This is a genomic window from Variovorax sp. P1_H12_2 (genome assembly GCF_056405335.1).
Map to the genome: position 1 here is coordinate 1 of NZ_JBFUCI010000075.1, position 19,537 is coordinate 19,537.

14 protein-coding genes and 1 tRNA gene are annotated in these 19,537 nt (G+C 65.2%); all 15 read right to left on the reverse strand.

Going from position 1 to position 19,537, the window contains the following annotated elements:
• Positions 1 to 1,622, reverse strand: a 1,622-nt coding sequence (locus AC1D2K_RS10380) for a sensor histidine kinase (RefSeq protein WP_478088585.1), incomplete at its 3' end; no start/stop codon positions are given.
• Positions 1,619 to 2,197: a DUF4390 domain-containing protein gene (locus tag AC1D2K_RS10385; RefSeq protein ID WP_478088588.1), complete on the reverse strand. Its 579-nt coding sequence runs from the start codon at positions 2,195 to 2,197 to the stop codon at positions 1,619 to 1,621. The genes AC1D2K_RS10380 and AC1D2K_RS10385, both read right to left, overlap by 4 nt.
• Before the next feature lie 34 nt (positions 2,198 to 2,231).
• Entirely contained in the window at positions 2,232 to 3,584 is a 1,353-nt protein-coding gene (gene rsmB, locus AC1D2K_RS10390) for a 16S rRNA (cytosine(967)-C(5))-methyltransferase RsmB (RefSeq protein ID WP_478088590.1), read from the reverse strand.
• A 51-nt stretch (positions 3,585 to 3,635) separates the two neighbouring features.
• Entirely contained in the window at positions 3,636 to 4,256 is a 621-nt protein-coding gene (locus AC1D2K_RS10395) for a LemA family protein (RefSeq protein ID WP_478088592.1), read from the reverse strand.
• A 93-nt stretch (positions 4,257 to 4,349) separates the two neighbouring features.
• Positions 4,350 to 8,588, reverse strand: a complete 4,239-nt coding sequence (gene rpoC, locus AC1D2K_RS10400; RefSeq protein WP_478088594.1) for a DNA-directed RNA polymerase subunit beta' — start codon at positions 8,586 to 8,588, stop codon at positions 4,350 to 4,352.
• Positions 8,589 to 8,608: 20 nt separating this feature from the next.
• A complete protein-coding gene (rpoB, locus tag AC1D2K_RS10405; RefSeq protein ID WP_478088595.1) occupies positions 8,609 to 12,733 on the reverse strand; it encodes a DNA-directed RNA polymerase subunit beta in 4,125 nt (1,374 codons plus the stop codon).
• A 250-nt stretch (positions 12,734 to 12,983) separates the two neighbouring features.
• Positions 12,984 to 13,358 carry a 50S ribosomal protein L7/L12 gene (gene rplL / locus AC1D2K_RS10410; protein WP_055801198.1) on the reverse strand — a complete coding sequence of 125 codons (375 nt, stop codon included), beginning with the start codon at positions 13,356 to 13,358 and terminating at the stop codon, positions 12,984 to 12,986.
• Between the two features lie 38 nt (positions 13,359 to 13,396).
• The gene (gene rplJ, locus AC1D2K_RS10415; protein WP_478088598.1) at positions 13,397 to 13,930 is read right to left on the reverse strand and encodes a 50S ribosomal protein L10; all 534 of its coding nucleotides are present in this window, start codon (positions 13,928 to 13,930) and stop codon (positions 13,397 to 13,399) included.
• A gap of 257 nt (positions 13,931 to 14,187) precedes the next feature.
• Entirely contained in the window at positions 14,188 to 14,886 is a 699-nt protein-coding gene (gene rplA, locus AC1D2K_RS10420; RefSeq protein WP_478088600.1) for a 50S ribosomal protein L1, read from the reverse strand.
• Positions 14,887 to 15,318 carry a 50S ribosomal protein L11 gene (gene rplK / locus AC1D2K_RS10425; RefSeq protein WP_478088602.1) on the reverse strand — a complete coding sequence of 144 codons (432 nt, stop codon included), beginning with the start codon at positions 15,316 to 15,318 and terminating at the stop codon, positions 14,887 to 14,889.
• Between the two features lie 156 nt (positions 15,319 to 15,474).
• A complete protein-coding gene (nusG, locus tag AC1D2K_RS10430; RefSeq protein WP_478088603.1) occupies positions 15,475 to 16,077 on the reverse strand; it encodes a transcription termination/antitermination protein NusG in 603 nt (200 codons plus the stop codon).
• Positions 16,077 to 16,460, reverse strand: a complete 384-nt coding sequence (secE, locus tag AC1D2K_RS10435) for a preprotein translocase subunit SecE (RefSeq protein WP_442285261.1) — start codon at positions 16,458 to 16,460, stop codon at positions 16,077 to 16,079. The genes nusG and secE overlap by 1 nt, the downstream gene beginning before the upstream one ends.
• Before the next feature lie 137 nt (positions 16,461 to 16,597).
• Positions 16,598 to 16,673: transfer RNA gene (locus AC1D2K_RS10440), tRNA-Trp, on the reverse strand.
• 13 nt (positions 16,674 to 16,686) lie between these two features.
• Positions 16,687 to 17,880 carry an elongation factor Tu gene (tuf, locus tag AC1D2K_RS10445; protein WP_478088605.1) on the reverse strand — a complete coding sequence of 398 codons (1,194 nt, stop codon included), beginning with the start codon at positions 17,878 to 17,880 and terminating at the stop codon, positions 16,687 to 16,689.
• 108 nt (positions 17,881 to 17,988) lie between these two features.
• A partial coding sequence (gene fusA, locus AC1D2K_RS10450; protein ID WP_478088607.1) for an elongation factor G occupies positions 17,989 to 19,537 on the reverse strand: 1,549 nt, incomplete at its 5' end.

The following is a 19,537-nucleotide window of genomic DNA, read 5'->3' on the forward strand; positions in this document are numbered from 1 at the left end:
GGATTCTTGATCTCGTGCGCCAGCCGGCGCGCCACCTCGCCCCAGGCCTGCGCGCGCTGGGCCGAGACGATCTCGGAGATGTCGTCGAACACCAGCAGCCGCTCGGCGCCCGGCAGTTCGGCGCCGCGCGCGACGATGTTGATCGCGTCCTGCCCCATCGCGTCGCCGCCCGCGTGCAGTTCRAACGCGTGCTGCCAGTGGTCGAGCCCGTGCTGGAGGCGCTCGACCTCGAAGTCGTCGAACTGCTGCTGCACGTTCTGCGCGAATTCCGACAGGCCCGGGACCTCGGCCAGCTGCTGGCCTTCAAAGGCCGCCAGCGGCGCCCGCAGCACCCGGGTGGCGCCCGGATTGGTCGAGAGGATGAAGCCCTGGGCGTCGAGCACGATCACGCCCGAGGTCAGGTTGTCCAGGATGGTCTGCAGGTTGGAGCGGGCGGCGTCGAGTTCGCCCATGGTCTTTTCGACAGCGCCGCGCGCATCGGCCAACTGCTGGGTCATGGTGGCGAATGAGCGCGTGAGGCCGCCGAGTTCGTCCCGGCCTTGCAGCACGGCGGTGGGCCGCAAGTCGCCGCCTGCCACCTGGCGCACGCCGTCGGCCAGCACCAGCAGCGGCCGTGCCAGCCGGGTGCCGAACAGCACGGCCAGCAGCACGGCGCCGAACACCGCCAGGAACAGCGTCAGCGTCAGCGTGCCGATGTACATGCGGCGCAGGCCCTCGCGCGCCAGCGCCCGTTCCTGGTACTCGCGGTTGGCCTCCTGCACCGCCAAGGCGTTGCTCACCACGGCCGGGGGCAGCGGCTGCGTGACCTGCAGGAAGCGCGGCTCGGTGTTGAATTCGAAGCCCTGGCTCTGCACCAGCGCCAGGGCCCGCACGCTGGCCACGGGCGTCGGCGCGCCCGGCACCGGCGTCTCGTCGAGGCCTTCGATGTGGGCGACGGCGCGGTCGGCACGCACCTGCCGCAGTTGCTGCTGCGTCGGCCGCTCGGGGCTGAGCTCGAAGCGCGACGCGCCCGCACTGGCCACCAGCTGGCCGCTGCCGGTCCAGAGGATGACGTCGGTCGCGCCCAACTGGTCGCGGATGCGCTCCAGCACCAGCCCGGCGCGGGTGTCCGGCACGTTGGCCAGCTGCGCGCTGGCCGTCCGCGTCTTGCTCGCGAGGTCGTCGGACAGCGAATCCAGCGTGGCGCGGCCGAGGTTCAGGCCGGCGTCGAGCGCCCCCTCGACCTTGACGTCGAACCAGCTCTCGATCGAGCGGGCGACGAATTGATAGGAAACGACGTACACCAGCATGCCGGGCACGACGCCGACCAGCGCGAAGATCGCCGCCAGGTTGATCAGGAGCCGGCTGCCGAACTTGCCTTGCCGCAGCCGCCGCAGCAGCCGGAACGCGACCCATCCGATCACGAGCACGAGCGCCACCGCCACCACCACGTTGATGCCGAACAGGCGGGCGTAGTTGCGCTCGTAGAAGGCGCGGTTGTTGGTGGCCTGCGCCAGCAGGAACATCAGCACCAGGCCGATCGCCGTGACCAGCGCCGCCACCACGCCGATGGCCCAGCGCACGGCGCGCGAACGTCGCGCCGCCGGCGACGCCCGCGGGGTGACCCGCGGGTCAGTGCTCACTTCAGTTTCTCCAGCGGGAGCCGGACGCTTTTCTCGGCCGAGATGTTCCAGTCGGACTGGCCGACCGCGCCGATCTGGAACGGGCGCGGCAACTGGGAGGTGTCGAGGCGGAAGTGGAAGGCCACGGGGTGCGTGGCATCGTCACCGATCTCGGCCAGGTCGCCCAGGCGCATGCGCCCGACCCGGCTGATGGCCTCGAGGGCATCGGCCAGGGTGTCGAAGTTCTGGTTCAGCGAGACGCCGAAGCCTGAATTGGTGATGGGCACGGGAGACACGTTGAGGCGCCATCGGCGGGTCAGGGGCTGGTAGGCCAGCCGCATGTATCGCGCCGCCTGGGCCACTTTGAGATCGGTCCAGTACCAACGTTCCCGGTACAGCTCGGCCTCGGCGACGAAATAGATCGCGATGCCTTTCTCGAGCACCTCCTCGACCACCGGCGGCAGGTCGAATTGCACCTGGGCCGTGAGGTAGACGCCGTCGTCCGCCTGCTCGAGCCGCAACTGGGTGACCGCCGGGCTGCGCGAGTCCGCCCGGGCCGGGCCCGCCAGCCAGACCGACAGAGCCCAGACAAGCACCAGGAGCGCGGCCAGCCGAGCCGGCCAACGCCTTTCAGCGTGGCAGCTTCTCGAGCAGCGCGTAGAAGAAACCGTCGTGATCACCCAAGGCATTGTCCGGGACGCCGCGCGCATTGACCCCGCTTTGGGGTAGCAAATGCCCGGGCGAGGGCAGCAATCGGGCATCGGTGTTGTGTGCAAGGAACGCCTCGATCTGGTGCGCCCCCTCCTCCAAAAACACCGAGCAGGTGCAATAAAGCAGGCGGCCGCCCGGCCGGACCAGCGGCCAGAGGGCGGCCAGCAGCATCGCCTGCTGCACCGCCAGCTGCTCGATGTCGCTCTCGCGGCGCAGCCAGCGCACGTCGGGATGGCGCCGGACGATGCCCGAAGCCGTGCACGGGGCGTCGAGCAGGATGGCGTCGAAGGACTGGCCGTCCCACCAGGCCGCGGGCCGCGAGGCGTCGGCAACGACTACTTTGGCTTTCAAGCCCAGGCGGGACAGCGTGTCGTCGATGCGGCGGCTGCGCGCGGCGTCGACCTCCAGTGCCGTGACCTCGATCGCGGCGCCGCCCGCCAGTTCGAGCAGGTGGGCCGTCTTGCCGCCCGGCGCGGCGCAGGCGTCGAGCACCCGCAGCGGCGCGGCACCGCGCAGGTCGAGGCCGGAGAGCAGCAGCGGGGCGGCGATCTGAGCGGCCGCATCCTGCACCGAGCATTCGCCCTCCAGGAAACCCGGGATCTGGGCCACCGGGCGAGCCCGCGCCAGCTGCAATCCACTGGCGCCGACCGGCACGGCCTTCAGGTCGACCGCCGCCAGCCCCTGCTGGAAAGCGGCGACATCGGTCTTCTGCAGATTGACGCGCAGGGTCATCGGCGCCTGCGTGTTGTCGGCCGCCAGCACACGCTGCCAGTCGCGCGGATGCTGGCGCCTGAGCCGTTCGATCCACCAGCGCGGATGGTTCCACTGCGCGACCGGCTCGCGCTCCGTGATCGCCACCAGTTCGTCGCGCTCGCGCAGGAAGCGCCGCAGGCAGGCATTGATGAAGCTGGCCTGGGCCCGGGTGCCCGGGTTGCGCTTGGCGGCCTCGACCGACTGGTCGACCAGCGTGAAGGGTTCATAGGGCGAGCGCTCGGCGTCCCAGGCCAGCGCGAGCGCGGTGCACAGCAGCGCATCGGCCGCCGGCGGGGGCGTGCGCTTGGCGAGCTGGCGGCGCAGCGCCTCGGCCCGGCCGAGCCAACGCAGCACCTGGAAGCCGAGCGCCTGCACGCCGGGCCGCAGCGCCGGCTCGACGGCCTCGAATGCGACGGCGCCCGAGACGCCGCTGCGGATCGACGCCAGCGACGCAGCGGTGAGCTGCAACTGGCGCCACAAGGGCGGCGAACCGGGGATGGAGTCTGGAAGATCTGGCAACTTGAGGTCGATGGTAAGGGCGGGAAGCGCAGGCGGACACCTGCGCCACGTTCAACGCAGCGGGGCTGCGGGTCTGAGCTGCATGATCCACGCCACCAGCAGGGCGGGAAACTGTCCGATCGCCGCGTTGTACTGCGCCACCGCCAGATTGAACTGGCTGCGGGCGATTTCCGCCGCGGCGGAGGGCTCGGGCCAGGCGATCGGTACGCTGTCGGCCAGCGGCTCGACCCTGCCGGGGAGCGGCACCGGCCGCGACAGCGTGCCATCGGCGTCGAAGCTGACGACCGCGTCCGGGTGCAAACGCTGCCACGCCGCCAGCAACACGTGCAAGGCGGTGCCCAATGCGGCAATGCCGGCCGGGTCGAGCGCCCGCAGCCGAGTGGCGGCCAGCAGGGTCGCGAGCTGGCCGGCTGCGGCCTGCAGCGAGGCGCCGGACGGCGGCGGGCCGGCAGGTGCGGCAGGTGCGGCAGGTGCGGCAGGTGTGGCGGGCGCGGCTGGTTCGGCCTCGGCCGCCCGCGCCAGCACGAACTCGAGCTGCCGCACCAGCGCGGCGTCGAGCGTCGCATAGGCCTGCAGGGCCGCGGAGCGCAGCCGCACCAATCGGTTGTAGGCGCCGACGAACCAGAACAGCGCCAGCGCGCCGCCGATCCAGAACGGCAGTGAATCGGGCATGCCGCTCATGGCAAGGGCGAAAAAAGAAAAGCCCCCGATCCGCGGGCGGAAAGGGGGCTTCGGGTTCCGGTCATGGCCGGAGATGCTAACCAGTTATTCGGTCGCGGCGCCTTCGCTGGCGTCGACCGCGGTGGTCACTTCCTCGGCGGCGGTGTCGGAGCCGGCCAATTCGGCCGCTTCCGACTCGGCGATCGCGCGGCGCTCGGCCTCGTCCATCGCGTCCTTGACCTTGCGTGCCTGGTGGTACGCCATGCCGGTGCCCGCAGGGATCAGGCGGCCGACGATGACGTTTTCCTTCAGGCCGCGCAGCTCGTCGCGCTTGCCCATGATCGCGGCTTCGGTCAGCACGCGCGTCGTTTCCTGGAACGATGCGGCGCTGATGAAGCTGTCGGTCGACAGCGATGCCTTCGTGATACCCAGCAGCAGGTTGGTGAACGTCGCGGGGATCTTGCCAGCGGCGCGCAGGGCGTCGTTGGTGTTGAGCATTTCGCTGCGTTCGACCTGTTCACCGGCGATGTAGTTGGTGTCGCCGACGCTCTCGACCACGACCCGGCGCAGCATCTGGCGAACGATCACCTCGATGTGCTTGTCGTTGATCTTCACGCCTTGCAAGCGGTACACGTCCTGCACTTCGTCCACGATGTAGCGCGCCAGTTCTTCCGAACCCAGCAGGCGCAGGATGTCCTGCGGGTCCGCCGGGCCGTCGACCACGCTTTCGCCCTTGTTCACCACCTGGCCTTCGTGCACCAGAATGTTCTTTTCCTTCGGCACGAGGTCTTCCCAGACGGTGCCTTCGGGGTCGGTGATCTGCAGGCGGATCTTGCCCTTGGTCTCCTTGCCGAACGACACGGTACCGGTCATTTCGGCCAGCATGCCCTTGTCCTTCGGCGAACGGGCCTCGAACAGCTCGGCCACGCGCGGCAGACCGCCGGTGATGTCCCGCGTCTTCTGGCCTTCGACCGGAATCCGCGCCAGCACTTCGCCGGGGCCCACGTCCTGGCCGTCGCGCACCTGGACCAGCGCACCGATCGGGAAGCCGATGGTCACCGAGTGGTCGGTGCCGGGGATCTTGACCTCGGCGCCCGAGGCGTCGATCAGCTTCACTTGCGGACGCACGACCTTGGCAGCGCCGCGGCGCTTCGGATCGATCACGACCAGGGTCGACAGGCCGGTGACTTCGTCCACCTGCTTGGCGACCGTGAGGCCTTCCTCGACGTTCTCGAACTTCGTCTGACCGGCGAATTCCGTGATGATCGGGCGCGTCAGCGGATCCCAGTTGGCCAGCACGTGGCCGGACTTGATCTGCTGGTCGGCCTTGACCGCCAGGATGGCGCCGTACGGCACCTTGTGGCGCTCGCGCTCGCGGCCGTGCTCGTCATGGATGATGATCTCGCCCGAACGCGAGATCACGACCAGTTCGCTCTTGCTGTTGGTCACGTAGCGCATCGTGGCGTTGAAGCCGATCGAACCGTTCGACTTGGCTTCGACGCTGGAGGCCACCGCCGCGCGCGAGGCCGCACCGCCGATGTGGAAGGTCCGCATCGTCAGCTGCGTGCCGGGCTCGCCGATCGACTGCGCCGCGATCACGCCGACCGCTTCGCCGTTGTTGACCAGGCCGCCGCGGCCGAGGTCGCGGCCGTAGCACTTGGCGCAGATGCCGAAGCGGGTCGCGCAGGTCAGCGCCGTGCGCACCTTGACTTCGTCGACGCCGTCGGCCTCGATCGCGTCGATGACGTCCTCGTCGAGCATGTCGCCGGCATTCACCAGCACGGCACGCGTTTCGGGGTGCAGCACGTCTTCCGCAGCGGTACGGCCGAGGATACGGTCGCGCAGCGATTCGATCACTTCACCGCCTTCGACGATGGCGCGCATCAGTGCGCCGTCGTGGGTGCCGCAATCCTGCTCGATCACGACCAGATCCTGCGTCACGTCGACCAGGCGGCGCGTCAGGTAGCCGGAGTTCGCGGTCTTCAGCGCCGTGTCGGCCAGACCCTTACGGGCACCGTGGGTGGAGATGAAGTACTCCAGCACGTTCAGGCCTTCACGGAAGTTCGCCGTGATGGGCGTCTCGATGATCGAGCCGTCAGGCTTGGCCATCAGGCCCCGCATGCCGGCCACCTGGCGGATCTGCGCGGCGGAACCGCGAGCGCCCGAGTCGGCCATCATGTAGATCGAGTTGAACGACTCCTGCTCGACTTCCTTGCCGTGGCGGTCGATGACGGTCTGCTTCGACAGCTTGGCCATCATGACCTTCGACACTTCGTCGCCGGCCTTGCCCCAGATGTCGACCACCTTGTTGTAGCGCTCGCCGGAGGTCACGAGACCGGAGACGTACTGCTGCTCGATCTCCTTCACTTCCTTGGCCGAGCGGTCGATGATGCCGTGCTTCTCGGCCGGCACCAGCATGTCGTCGATCGCGATCGAGATACCGGCCTTGGTCGCCAGGCGGAAGCCGTTCTGCAACAGCTTGTCGGCGAACACGACGGTCTCTTTCAGGCCGCACTTGCGGAACGAGACGTTGATGAGCTTGGAGATTTCCTTCTTCTTCAGCGCCTTGTTGATGTTCGAGAACGGCAGGCCCTTCGGCAGGATCTCGGACAGCAGCGCACGGCCCACGGTCGTGTCCACCAGCGAGGTCGACGGCACGAACGCGCCGCTTTCCTTGTCCTTGGTGTACTCGGTGATGCGGACCGCGACCTTGGCGGTGAGCTCGACCACGTTGGCGTCGAGCGCGCGCTGGACTTCACCGATGTCGGAGAAGATCAGGCCCTCGCCCTTGGCGTTGATGCGGTCGCGGGTCGTGTAGTACAGACCCAGCACCACGTCCTGCGAAGGAACGATCGACGGTTCGCCGGACGCCGGGAACAGCACGTTGTTGGAGGCCAGCATCAGCGTGCGGGCTTCCATCTGCGCTTCCACCGACAGCGGCACGTGGACGGCCATCTGGTCGCCGTCGAAGTCGGCATTGAAAGCCGCGCAGACCAGCGGGTGCAGCTGGATCGCCTTGCCTTCGATCAGGATCGGCTCGAAGGCCTGGATGCCCAGGCGGTGCAGCGTCGGTGCGCGGTTCAGCATCACCGGGTGTTCCTTGATCACTTCTTCAAGGATGTCCCAGACCACCGGCGTGCCCGATTCCACTTCCTTCTTGGCCGCCTTGATGGTGGTCGCGATGCCCATGGCTTCGAGGCGCGAGAAGATGAAGGGCTTGAACAGCTCGAGCGCCATCAGCTTCGGCAGGCCGCACTGGTGCAGCTTGAGCGTCGGGCCGACCACGATGACCGAACGGCCCGAGTAGTCGACGCGCTTGCCCAGCAAGTTCTGGCGGAAGCGACCGCTCTTGCCCTTGATCATGTCGGCCAGCGACTTCAGTGCGCGCTTGTTGGCGCCCGTCATGGCCTTGCCGCGACGGCCGTTGTCCAGCAGCGAGTCGACCGCTTCCTGGAGCATCCGCTTCTCGTTGCGCGCGATGATTTCCGGCGCCTTCAGTTCGAGCAGGCGGCGCAGGCGGCTGTTGCGGTTGATGACGCGACGATAGAGGTCGTTCAGGTCGGAGGTCGCGAAGCGGCCGCCGTCCAGCGGCACCAGCGGACGCAGGTCCGGCGGCAGCACGGGCAGCACTTCGAGCACCATCCAGTTGGGCTTGATGCCCGACTTGCGGAAGGCTTCCAGCACCTTGAGGCGCTTGGAGTTCTTCTTGACCTTGACTTCGGAGCCGGTCAGGTCGCCGCGCAGACGCTCGATCTCGCTGTCGAGCTCGATGCCTTCCAGCAGGTCCTTGATGCCTTCGGCGCCCATCTTGGCGATGAACTCGTCGCCGTATTCCTTGCGCTTCGCGTCATAGTCGTCCTCGGACATGATGCCGAACTTCTTCAGCGGGGTCATGCCGGGGTCGGTGATCACGTAGGCTTCGAAGTACAGCACGCGTTCGATGTCGCGCAGCGTCATGTCGAGCACCAGGCCCAGGCGCGACGGCAGCGACTTCAGGAACCAGATGTGGGCGCAGGGCGCGGCCAGGTCGATGTGACCCATGCGCTCGCGACGCACCTTGGTCTGCGTGACTTCAACGCCGCACTTCTCGCAGATCACGCCGCGGTGCTTCAGGCGCTTGTACTTGCCGCACAGGCACTCGTAGTCCTTGATCGGGCCGAAGATCTTGGCGCAGAAGAGACCGTCGCGCTCGGGCTTGAAGGTCCGGTAGTTGATGGTCTCGGGCTTCTTCACTTCGCCGAAGGACCACGAGCGGATCTTCTCGGGCGAGGCCATGCCGATGCGGATGGCATCGAAATGCTCGTCCGGCGTGAATTGCTTGAACAGGTCGAGTAATGACTTCATGTGACTCTTTCCTTGTTTGCTTATGAGCGTTCCAGTTCAATATCCAAGCCAAGGGAACGGATTTCCTTGACCAGCACATTGAACGATTCCGGCATCCCGGCTTCGATCGAGTGTTCGCCCTTGACGATGCTCTCGTAGACCTTGGTACGGCCCTGCACGTCGTCGGACTTCACCGTCAGCATTTCCTGCAGCACGTAGGCGGCGCCGTAGGCCTCCAGCGCCCACACTTCCATTTCACCGAAGCGCTGGCCGCCGAACTGCGCCTTGCCGCCCAGCGGCTGTTGCGTGACCAGCGAGTACGGGCCGGTCGAGCGGGCGTGCATCTTGTCGTCCACCAGGTGGTGCAGCTTCAAGAAGTGCATGTAGCCGACGGTGGTCGGACGTTCGAACTGGTCGCCGGTGCGGCCGTCGTACAGGTAGGCCTGCGTGCGGGTCTCGGTCAGGCCCTTGAGCTTGGCGATCTCGTCCGGATAGGCGAGCTTCAGCATGCCGCGGATTTCCTCTTCCGAGGCACCGTCGAACACCGGCGTGGCGAAGGTCACGCCGCTCGACAGGTTGGCCGCCATCTCGAGCACGTCGGAATCGCTGAGCTTGCTCAAGTCTTCCTTGCGGCCCGAGCCGTTGTACATCTCGTCCATGAACTTGCGCAGCTCGGCCACCTTGGCCTCGGCCTGCAGCATGTCGCCGATGCGCTGGCCGATGCCCTTGCCGGCCCAGCCCAGATGCACTTCGAGCACCTGCCCGACGTTCATCCGCGAGGGCACGCCCAGCGGGTTCAGGCAGATGTCGCACGGCGTGCCGTCGGCCATATGGGGCATGTCCTCGACCGGAACGATCTTCGACACCACACCCTTGTTGCCGTGGCGGCCGGCCATCTTGTCGCCGGGTTGCAGGCGGCGCTTGACGGCCAGGTAGACCTTGACCATCTTGAGCACGCCCGCGGGCAGCTCGTCGCCCTGCGTGAGCTTCTTGCGCTTCTCTTCGAACGCGAGGTCGAAGCTGTGGCGGGTCTGCTCGAGCGAGTTCTTGATCGACTCGAGCTGCGTCGCCACTTCGTCTTCCGCCGGGCGGATGTCGAACCAGTGGAACTTCTCGATCGACGTCAGATACGCCTTGTCGAGCTTGGTGCCCTTGGCCAGCTTGTTCGGGCCGCCGTTGGCGACACGGCCGGTCAGCAGCTTCTCGATCCGGTCGAAGGCGTCGGCTTCGACGATGCGAAGCTGGTCGTTCAGGTCGAGGCGGAAGCGCTTGAGCTCGTCGTCGATGATCTGCTGGGCGCGCTTGTCGCGCGTGATGCCTTCGCGGGTGAACACCTGGACGTCGATCACGGTGCCTTGCGAGCCCTGGTCGACGCGCAGCGAGGTGTCCTTCACGTCGGAAGCCTTCTCGCCGAAGATCGCGCGCAGCAGCTTCTCTTCAGGCGTCAGCGTGGTCTCGCCCTTCGGCGTGACCTTGCCCACCAGCGTGTCGCCCGGCTGCACTTCGGCGCCGACGTAGATGATCCCGGATTCGTCCAGGCGGTTGAGCTGCTGCTCGGCCAGGTTCGGGATGTCGCGCGTGATTTCCTCGGCACCGAGCTTGGTGTCGCGGGCCATCACCACCAGTTCCTCGATGTGGATCGAGGTGTAGCGGTCTTCGGCCACCACGCGTTCGCTGATCAGGATCGAGTCTTCGAAGTTGTAGCCGTTCCAGGGCATGAACGCGATCAGCATGTTCTGGCCGAGCGCGAGCTCGCCCAGGTCGGTCGACGCGCCGTCGGCAACCACGTCGCCCTTGGCGATCTTGTCGCCGCGCTTGACGATCGGACGCTGGTGGATGTTCGTGTTCTGGTTCGAACGCTGGTACTTGATCAGGTTGTAGATGTCGACGCCGACTTCACCGGCGGTGGCTTCGGCATCGTTGACGCGGACCACGATGCGGGTGGCATCGACGTAGTCGACGATACCGCCGCGGGTGGCCGTGACCACGGTGCCCGAGTCGACCGCGGAGACGCGCTCGATGCCGGTACCGACGAAGGGCTTCTCGGGGCGCAGCACAGGCACGGCCTGGCGCTGCATGTTGGCGCCCATCAACGCGCGGTTCGCATCGTCGTGCTCCAGGAAGGGCACGAGCGAGGCCGCCACCGACACGATCTGCGCCGGCGACACGTCCATGTACTGCACGCGCTCGGCGCCGACCAGGATCGATTCGCCGGTTTCGCGCGCCGACACCAGGTCGCCGGTCAGGCGGCCGTCCTTGTCCAGGGCCGCATTGGCCTGGGCGATGACGTACTTGCCTTCCTCGATGGCCGACAGGTAGTCGATGTCCATCGTGACCTTGCTGTCGACCACGCGGCGGTACGGCGTCTCGATGAAGCCGTATTCGTTCAGGCGGGCGTACAGGGCCAGCGAGTTGATCAGGCCGATGTTCGGGCCTTCAGGCGTTTCGATCGGGCACACGCGGCCGTAGTGGGTGACGTGCACGTCGCGCACTTCGAAGCCGGCGCGTTCGCGGGTCAGACCGCCCGGGCCCAGGGCCGAGACGCGACGCTTGTGCGTGATCTCGGACAGCGGGTTGGTCTGGTCCATGAACTGCGACAGCTGCGAGGCGCCGAAGAATTCCTTCAGCGCGGCCGAGATCGGCTTGCTGTTGATCAGGTCGTGCGGCATCAGCGGCTCTTGCTCGGCCTGGCCCAGACGCTCCTTCACGGCCTTCTCGATGCGGGCCAGGCCGGTGCGGTACTGGTTCTCGGCCAGCTCGCCGACGCAACGCACGCGGCGATTGCCCAGGTGGTCGATGTCATCGACTTCGCCGCGGCCATTGCGCAGGTCGACGAGGATCTTGACCACGGCCAGGATGTCCTCGTTGGTCAGCACCATCGGGCCGGTCGATTCGTCGCGGCCGACCTTGGCGTTGAACTTCATGCGGCCGACGCGCGACAGGTCGTACGTGTCCGGGTTGTAGAACAGGCGCTGGAACAAGGCCTGCACCGCGTCTTCCGTCGGCGGCTCGCCGGGGCGCATCATGCGGTAGATGGCGACGCGGGCGGCGAACTCGTCCACCGTCTCGTCGATGCGCAGGGTCTGCGAGATGTAGGCGCCCTGGTCGAGTTCGTTGGTGTAGATCGCCTGGACGTCCTGCACGCCGGCCGTGCGCAGCTTCTTCAGCAACGCTTCGGTCAGTTCGTCGTTGGCCTTGGCCAGGATTTCACCGGTGTCGGGGTCGACGATGTTGCGGGCCACGACGCGGCCGACCAGGAAGTCTTCCGGCACGCTGATGTGCGTGGTTTCCGACTGCTCGAGCTCGCGCGTGTGGCGCGCGGTGACGCGCTTGTCCTTGGCGACCACGACCTTGCCGGCCTTGTCGGTGATGTCGAAGCGGGCGACTTCGCCGCGCAGGCGCTCGGAGACGAACTCCATCTGCGCGCCGCTGTCCATCAGGCGGAAGTTGTCGTTGACGAAGAAGTTCGCCAGGATCGATTCCGGGTTCAGGCCGATGGCCTTGAGCAGGATCGTGACCGGCATCTTGCGGCGGCGGTCGACGCGGAAGTACAGCATGTCCTTCGGGTCGAACTCGAAGTCGAGCCACGAGCCGCGGTAGGGAATCACGCGGGCCGAGAACAGCAGCTTGCCCGAGCTGTGGGTCTTGCCCTTGTCGTGCTCGAAGAACACGCCCGGCGAACGGTGGAGCTGCGACACGATCACGCGCTCGGTGCCGTTGATGATGAACGAGCCCTTGTCGGTCATGAGCGGCACTTCGCCCATGTAGACCTCTTGCTCCTTGACTTCCTTGACCACCTTCGACTGCGAGGTCGACGACTCGCGGTCATAGATGATCAGCTGGACCTTGGCGCGCACGGCCGAGGCGAAGGTGAGACCACGGGTCTGGCATTCGCGGACGTCGAAGGCGGGTTTCGCGAGGTTGTACTCGAGGAACTTCATCTCGACGAAACCGTTGTGCGAGACGATCGGGAACGCAGCGTCGAACGCGGCCTGCAGACCTTCCACAGTGCGTTTCTGGGGCGCGATGCCGGCTTGCAGGAACGCGGTGTACGCGTCTTTCTGCATCTGCAGCAGGTAGGGGATTTCGACGACGCTGTCGCGGTTGCCGAAATTCTTTCGGATACGCTTGCGTTCGGTGTAACTGTACGTGGACGTTTGGGCCATGAGAGCTCCGGAGCTTGAGATCTTCAGCGACGTGGTGAGGTGCCTGAGCACCACTCTCCTTGGCGGCTGGCCACTACCAGCCCTGGCGGACGGCGATGCGTTGCACATCGCCCGAACCAAGGGGGTCTTCTGCAGTCGGGGTCAGAAGACACTCAAAAATCGACTGACTCGAGCCGGTTTTTGGGTGCGCTCTGAAAGCGGCAAAGGCTGGAGGGCCTTTCGGCGCCTCCAGCCCTTCAGGGAAACTGAATTACTTCAGTTCCACCTTGGCGCCGGCATCTTCCAGCTTCTTCTTGGCGGCTTCAGCGTCAGCCTTCGACAGGCCTTCCTTGACGGCCTTGGGAGCGGCTTCCACCAGGTCCTTGGCTTCCTTGAGGCCCAGGCCGGTGATTTCGCGCACGGCCTTGATCGCCGACACCTTGTTCGCGCCAGCATCCATCAGCATGACGTTGAATTCGGTCTGCTCTTCGACCACTGCTGCAGCGGCGCCACCGCCGGCTGCGGGAGCCGACATGGCTGCGGCGCTCACGCCGAACTTCTCTTCGATGGCCTTGACCAGGTCGTTGAGTTCCAGGACCGTCATGCTGTCGAGCGCGGTCAGAAATGCGTCTTTATCGAATGCCATTTTTGTTTCCTAAATAAGTTGGGTCAAAAGTCGCGCACTCAAGCGGCGACTTCTTCTGCGGCGGGAGCTTCCGCCTGTGCTTCGCCACCACCACGCTTCTCGGCCAGCGCCGCGAGCACGCGTGCGGTACGAGAGATCGGGGATTGCATCAAGCCCAGCAATTGCGCCAGCAGCACTTCCTTCGAAGGGATGTTGGCCAGTTGCTTCACGCCGTCGACGTCCAGGGCCTTGCCACCGAATGCGCCGCCGCGAATCACCAACTTGTCGTTGGTCTTCGCGAAATCGGCCACCACTTTCGCGGCAGCCACAGCGTCTTCGGAGAAGCCGTAGATCAGCGGACCGGTCATCTGGTCGCCGACGATCTCAAACGCGCTACCAGCGACAGCACGGCGTGCCAGCGTGTTCTTGAACACGCTGAGAGTCACACCCTTGCTGCGCGCTTCGTTGCGCAGTTTGGTCATATCGGCCACCGTGATGCCACGGTATTCCGCCATCACGAGCGTTTGAGCTTTTGCGGCGAGGCTGGTCACATCACTGATGACCGCTTCTTTCTCACTGCGATTCAGACTCAAGGTCTACTCCTTTTCAATGCGATCCTCGGCGAAAGCTTCGGATCGCGCTTCATGCAGCGACCAACTGTTTCGGAACAAAAATTCAAATTCCTTGCAGTGGGGTCGCCATCTGCGCTGGCTGCCCGACGAAGGTCGGGCGATTAAGTGCAGGCAACCTGCACACCAGCGGTCTTGGATGGCTCGCGGCAACCGAAGCTGCCACGACCCACCACATCCGCCTCACCGTTTGACGGGCGAGGCAAATCTCATCAAAGCTCTCAGCTCGCGGCGATGGTTTGCGTGTCCACGCGGACACCCAGACCCATCGTCGACGACACGGCGACCTTGCGCAGGTACACGCCCTTGCTGGTCGCCGGCTTGGCCTTGACCAGGGCTTCGATCAGCGCGGCGAGGTTGCCCTGCAGCTTGTCGGTGTCGAACGAGCGGCGACCGATCGTGCCGTGAATGATGCCGGCCTTGTCGACGCGGAACTGGACCTGGCCAGCCTTGGCGTTCTTGACGGCGGTCGCGACGTCGGGCGTCACGGTGCCGACCTTCGGGTTCGGCATCAGGCCGCGGGGGCCGAGGATCTGGCCCAGCGTACCGACCACGCGCATCGCGTCCGGAGCGGCGATCACGACGTCGAAGGGCATGTCGCCAGCCTTCACCATCGCTGCCAGGTCGTCCATGCCGACGATGTCGGCGCCGGCGGCCTTGGCTTCTTCAGCCTTGGCGCCCTGGGCGAACACAGCCACGCGCTTGGTCTTGCCGGTGCCGTTGGGCAGCACGACGGCGCCACGCACGACCTGGTCCGACTTCTTCGCGTCGATGCCAAGCTGCACCGCGACGTCGATGGACTCATCGAACTTGGCGGTGGCGGCTTCCTTCACGAGACCGATGGCATCGGCCAGTGCGTACAGCTTGTTGCTGTCGACCTTGCCCACGAGGGCTTTTTGCTTCTTGGTGATCTTGGCCATTTACACGCCCTCCACATTCACGCCCATCGAGCGGGCCGAGCCGGCGATGGTGCGAACCGCGGCGTCCAGATCGGCAGCGGTCAGGTCCTTCATCTTGGCCTTGGCGATTTCCTCGAGCTGTGCGCGAGTGATCTTGCCGACCTTGTCCGTGTGCGGACGTGCGGAACCCTTCTCGAGCTTGATCGCCTTCTTGATCAAGGTGACCGCCGGCGGCGTCTTGATGATGAAGGTGAAGCTCTTGTCGGCGAACGCGGTGATGACCACCGGCAGCGGCAGGCCCGGCTCGACGCCTTGGGTCTGCGCGTTGAACGCCTTGCAGAATTCCATGATGTTCAAACCGCGCTGGCCCAGGGCGGGACCGATCGGCGGTGAGGGATTGGCTTTACCAGCTGGGACTTGCAGCTTGATGAAGCCGACGATTTTTTTCGCCATGCTTTACTCCTTGCGGGTGATGACGCCTTGGCTTTTTTAGCCGCAGCTCCCCGGGGTTAAACGACTCTTCTCTTCTGTCTGCGCCGAGTCGGAAAGCGCAGACAATTCAATCAGTTGAGGACAGAGCACGCTTCGCGTGGTCTGTCCCGCAATGTCTCAAGTCTTTTCGACTTGACTGAATTCGAGCTCCACAGGCGTCGCGCGGCCGAAGATCATGACCGACACGCGCACCTTGCTCTTTTCGTAGTTGACTTCCTCGACCGTGCCGTTGAAGTCGGTGAAAGGGCCCTCCTTGACGCGCACGAACTCGCCGGCCATGAACTCGACCTTGTGGCGCGGCTTCTCGGTGCCCTGCTGCATCTGGTTCACGATGTCCTCGACTTCCTTCTGGGAAATCGGGGCCGGACGGTTCTTGGCGCCGCCGACGAAGCCCGTGACCTTGTTGGTGTGCTTCACCAGGTGCCAGCTCTCGTCGTCCATGATCATCTCGACCAGGACATAGCCCGGGAAGAAACGACGCTCGGTGGTGCGCTTCTGGCCGTTCTTGATCTCGACCACTTCTTCGGTCGGCACCAGGATGCGGCCGAACTTGCCTTGCATGCCGGCGCGGTTGATGCGCTCGAGAATGTTGCGCTCGACGGCCTTTTCCATGCCGGAATACGCGTGCACCACGTACCAACGCAGGTCCGGGTTGCTCGCGGGGGCCAGCAGCGGATTGATTTCCGGCGTGGCTTCTGCTTCGACGGCTTCGTCAGTCATTATTTTCTCCAGCCCAGAATGAGGTCGAAAAACACCCATTCGAGCGTCTTGTCGGTGAGCCAAAGGAAGATGGACATGATCGCCACGAAGGCGAACACGTAAGCCGTCATCTGGATCGTTTCCTTGCGCGTCGGCCAGACAACCTTCTTGACCTCGCGCCACGAATCGCGGCCGAAGGCCCATAGCTGGCGGCCGCTCTCGGAGCTTCCAAACGCACCCACGGCAGCCGCGAGGCCGACCAGCAAAGCGACCCACTGCACCACCGCGCCCTGGCGCGAGAGCAGATAGAACGCCACGATGGCGCCCACCGCCAGCACGACGGCCGCAGCCAGCTTGGCCTTGTCCGCGTTGGTACTGACGGTTTCGATTTGAGAAGTGGCCATCTTGGGCTTTGTTCCTGCGGCCTTGCGGCCTTCAAATTCAATGCGTCGTCTGAGACGCCGAAGCCCGTCAGGCTATGACGGGCTTTTTTTGCCTTCCCGCCGGGCTATGGCGGGCTTGCTTTGCGGAGCCACCTAAGTGGCAGGGGCAGTAGGAATCGAACCTACAACCTTCGGTTTTGGAGACCGACGCTCTGCCAATTGAGCTATACCCCTGTGGAATCCGTAATCAGATGTCGAGGATCTTCGCCACGACGCCCGAGCCCACGGTGCGGCCGCCTTCACGGATGGCGAAGCGCAGGCCTTCTTCCATCGCGATCGGGTTGATCAGCTTGACCGTGATCGACACGTTGTCGCCGGGCATGACCATTTCCTTGTCCTTCGGCAGCTCGATCGCGCCGGTGACGTCGGTCGTGCGGAAGTAGAACTGCGGACGGTAGTTGTTGAAGAACGGCGTGTGACGGCCGCCCTCGTCCTTCGACAGAACGTACACCTCGGCGGTGAAGTGCGTGTGCGGCTTGATCGAGCCCGGCTTGCACAGGACTTGACCACGCTCGACTTCTTCGCGCTTCGTGCCGCGCAGCAGCACACCGACGTTGTCGCCGGCCTGGCCCTGGTCCAGCAGCTTGCGGAACATTTCCACGCCGGTGCAGGTGGTCTTCACCGTCGGGCGGATGCCCACGATTTCGATTTCTTCACCGACCTTGATCACGCCGCGCTCGACCGCGCCCGTCACCACCGTGCCGCGACCCGAGATCGAGAACACGTCTTCCACAGGCATCAGGAAGGCACCGTCCACGGCGCGCTCGGGCGTCGGGATGTAGGTGTCCAGCGCATCGGCCAGCTTCATGATGGCTTGCTCGCCCAGRGGACCCTTGTCGCCTTCSAGCGCSAGCTTGGCCGAACCATGGATGATCGGSGTGTCGTCGCCCGGGAATTCGTACTTGTCCAGCAGCTCGCGCACTTCCATTTCGACCAGCTCGAGCAGCTCGGCGTCGTCGACCATGTCGCACTTGTTCAGGAACACGATGATGTAGCCCACGCCCACCTGGCGTGCCAGCAGGATGTGCTCGCGGGTCTGGGGCATCGGGCCGTCRGCGGCCGAGCACACCAGGATCGCGCCRTCCATCTGGGCGGCGCCGGTGATCATGTTCTTCACGTAGTCGGCGTGGCCGGGGCAGTCGACGTGCGCGTAGTGGCGGTTGGCCGTCTCGTACTCGACGTGGGCCGTGTTGATCGTGATGCCGCGCGCCTTTTCTTCAGGAGCCGCGTCGATCTGGTCGTAGGCCTTCGCTTCGCCGCCGAACTTGGCCGACAGCACAGTGGCGATCGCCGCCGTCAGCGTCGTCTTGCCATGGTCCACGTGACCGATCGTGCCCACGTTGACGTGCGGCTTCGTGCGGGTGAATTTTCCTTTTGCCATTTTCTATCCTTGAAAGAGCATTGCCCGTGTGAGGTTTAACGTCTGCACCCTGTTGCTGGTTCTCTCGCCACGGGCAACGAGAGGCACAAGGTCGCAGACTGAACAGGTTTACTTCGAGCGCGACGCGACGATGGCTTCGGCCACGTTGCGCGGTGCTTCGGAGTAGTGCTTGAACTCCATCGTGTACGTGGCGCGGCCTTGCGTGGCCGAGCGCAGCGTGGTCGAGTAGCCGAACATTTCCGACAGCGGCACTTCAGCCTTGATGAGCTTGCCGCCACCGATCATGTCGTCCATGCCCTGCACCATGCCGCGACGCGACGAGAGGTCGCCCATCACGTTGCCGGCGTAGTCTTCCGGGGTCTCGACTTCCACGGCCATCATCGGCTCGAGGATCACCGGCGAAGCCTTGCGGGCGCCTTCCTTGAAACCGAAGATCGCGGCCATCTTGAAGGCCATTTCGTTCGAGTCCACGTCGTGGTACGAACCGAAGTGCAGCGTGACCTTGACGTCGACGACCGGGTAGCCGGCCAGCACGCCTTGCGTCAGCGCTTCGATCACGCCCTTCTCGACCGCGGGGATGTACTCGCGCGGCACCACGCCGCCCTTGATCGCGTCGACGAACTCGAAGCCCTTGCCGGCTTCGTTCGGCTCGAGCTTGAGCACCACGTGGCCGTACTGGCCCTTGCCGCCCGACTGGCGAACGAACTTGCCTTCGGCATCTTCGACCGTCTTGCGGATGGTTTCGCGGTAGGCCACTTGCGGCTTGCCGACGTTGGCTTCGACGCCGAACTCGCGCTTCATGCGGTCCACGATGATTTCGAGGTGAAGCTCGCCCATGCCGGAGATGATGGTCTGGCCGGACTCTTCGTCGGAACGCACGCGGAACGACGGATCTTCGGAGGCCAGGCGCTGCAGCGCGATGCCCATCTTTTCCTGGTCGGCCTTGGTCTTCGGCTCGACGGCCTGCGAGATCACGGGCTCGGGGAATTCCATGCGCTCGAGCGTGATGATGGCATCAGGGTCGCACAGCGTTTCGCCGGTCGTGACGTCCTTCAGGCCCACGCAGGCGGCGATGTCGCCGGCACGGATTTCGTCGATTTCGAGACGCTCGTTGGCGTGCATCTGCACGATACGGCCGATGCGCTCCTTCTTGCCCTTGACCGGGTTGTAGACGGTATCGCCCTTGCTCAGCACGCCCGAGTAGACGCGCACGAAGGTCAGCTGGCCCACGTACGGGTCGGTCATCAGCTTGAATGCCAGCGCCGAGAACTTCTCCTCGTCGGCGGGCTTGCGGCTGGTTTCCTTCTCGTCGTCGTCGGTGCCTTCGACCGGCGGGATGTCCATCGGCGACGGCATCAGTTCGATGACGGCGTCGAGCATGCGCTGCACGCCCTTGTTCTTGAACGCGCTGCCGCACATCATCGGCTGGATCTCGCCGGCGATGGTGCGGGTGCGCAGGCCGAGCGTGATCTCTGCCTCGGAGAGGTCGCCCTCTTCGAGGTACTTGTTCATGAGTTCTTCAGAGGCTTCGGCGGCGCTCTCGACCATCTTCTCGCGCCATTCCTTGGCGGACTCGAGCAGTTCGGCCGGAATCTCGCGGTAGTCGAACTTCATGCCTTGCGAAGCTTCATCCCAGTAGATGGCCTTCATCTTGCGA